Here is a 2,133-nt window from a genome sequence, read left to right as displayed (position 1 = left end):
ATCATCACCAAGCGGATCCACAACGAGTTCGGTGGCAGCATCACCGCCGAATACTCGATGGCCGACAGCAAGAACGACGTCAACGAGGATGGCTACCAGACCAGCGCCTACCTGAATGCGCCGCTGATCCGCGATGTGCTGTCCCTGCAGCTCAATGGCTCGTTCCTGCACCAGGATGAGAGCCACCTCATCGGGGAGGACGACAGCGGCGCCACCGACCCGCGCTACAGACGCAGCAACGCTGGCGGCAAGCTGGGCTGGAACATCGATGAGCAGAACCTCGTCACCTTCAACTACAACGAGGGCCGCCAACGGCGCTGGGCCAACCCCGGCAAGAGCCTGCCCCAGGCGGACGACGCCACCTTCACCGACTCCATCCAGCGCACGTACGCGATCACCCACGAAGGCCGCTACGGCAACCTGCTGAGCGACAGCTACATCAATTACGACCACTCCGAGAACCTCAGCCGCCTGAACGCCACGACCGGTGAAGGCATCGAGTACAGCGTGCTGACGGCCAATACCCAGGCGACCTACTTCGCCGGCTCGCACGCCCTCACCGCGGGCCTGACGCACAAGTACGAGAAGCTCGAGGACGGCGCCAGCAGCGGGCTGCGCGAGCCGGTGGTGGCGGACGCCAACGCGGTGGTGGAGATGGATCGCTACCAGAACTCCCTGTTCCTGGAGGACAACTGGAGCCTGACCGATGCCCTGACCCTGACCCTGAGCGGTCGTTTCGATGACAACCAGGCCTATGGCAGCGAGTTCAGCCCGAAGGTCTACGCGGTCTATCGCCTGAATGACAACTTCACCCTCAAGGGCGGCGTGACCACCGGCTACAAGGCGCCGGCCCTGCGCCAGAGCGCCACCGACTACGGCGCCACCTCGAGGGGCGGGGTGATCATCGGCAACCCCGATCTGATCCCGGAAACCAGCGTCAACCGCGAACTGGGGATCGGCTACGAGAACTTCGACCTGGGCCTCAGCAGCACCCTGACCGTCTACCAGATCGACTACGCGGACAAGATCAACCGCACCGGACGCATCTGCGCCCAGAACGTCGCCTGTACCTACAACGGCACCACCTACCCCGCCCACCAGTACGGTTACACCGCCTACGAGAACGTCGACGAGGCCGAGCTGAGAGGCGTCGAGTTCACCCTCGACTACCAGATTCTCGACAACCTCACCTACCGCCACAGCTACACCTACACCAGCACCGAGCAGAAGTCCGGGCAGTACAAGGGAGAGCCGCTCAACGACGTGGCCAAGCACATGTTCAATGCCTCGCTGGACTGGCAGGCGAGCGAGAAACTGAACCTGTGGACCCAGATCAACTACCGTGGCGAGACCTCCGGCCGCTGGCAGACCGGCACCAGCGGCTCCAGCAGCAACGGCGTGACCTACCCCGCCTACACCTTCGCCGACGTCGGCCTGGTGTACAAACCCAGCCGCGACCTGAGCCTCAAGTTCGGTATCTACAACGTCACCAACAAAGAGGTCACCACCGATGAGGACTTCGCCTACAACCTCGATGGCCGGCGCTACGTGTTCGGCCTGACGCAGAACTTCTGAGGCGACGGGACCCGCCCTGCACGCAGGGCGGACGTCCATGCATAGACGCATCGTCAAGCCGTCACCGGCTTCGAGTGGCGGCTGCCGTATCCAGGTCCATAACCGGCTGGCGCAGCCCAGTCAGGTGAGTCAACCGAGCGCCGAATCCGCCTGGGCCGCCACTGGCGCCTGCTGCTGAGGTACGGACTCGCCAGGGGCCGCCGGCAAGCGCAGATGGATGCGCAACCCCGCTTCCGGGCTCTCTGCCCACAACTGGCCGCCCTGCAGTTGCACCATGCTGCGCGCGATGGCCAGACCGAGACCGTAGCCATCGCCACCTGGGCGCGCCGCGTTGAGGCGGGTGAAGGGACGAAAGATCGCTTCCAGCGCCTGTTGCGGTACACCTGGCCCCTGGTCCTCGACGCACAGCCACCAATGATCCCCTTCGCGCCGACCGCTCAGGCGCACCACCCCGCCCTCGGGGGAGTGGCGAATCGCGTTGCGCAACACGTTCTCCAGCGCCTGCGCCAGGCCGTTGAGGTGCCCGCGCACGACGCAGTCGGCTGGCAGCTCGCAGGG

The 2,133-nt window shown here is 64.9% G+C and carries 2 protein-coding genes; one reads left to right on the top strand and one right to left on the bottom strand.

Features of this window, described 5'->3' with window-relative positions; genetic code table 11:
- On the top strand, nt 1-1,575 hold a 1,575-nt coding region (locus J0A65_RS22565), incomplete at its 5' end, for a TonB-dependent receptor domain-containing protein (protein WP_206596557.1).
- Nucleotides 1,576-1,704: 129 nt separating this feature from the next.
- On the opposite strand, the gene J0A65_RS22560 is transcribed toward J0A65_RS22565, so the two are convergent.
- A partial coding sequence (locus J0A65_RS22560; protein ID WP_269814702.1) for a sensor histidine kinase occupies nt 1,705-2,133 on the bottom strand: 429 nt, incomplete at its 5' end.

The sequence above is a fragment of the Bowmanella yangjiangensis genome, from assembly GCF_017255015.1.
In the GTDB taxonomy this organism is placed as follows: Bacteria; Pseudomonadota; Gammaproteobacteria; order Enterobacterales; family Alteromonadaceae; genus Bowmanella; species Bowmanella yangjiangensis.
Note: the sequence above shows the minus strand (reverse complement) of the source record. Positions and strands in the feature narration are given on the sequence as shown.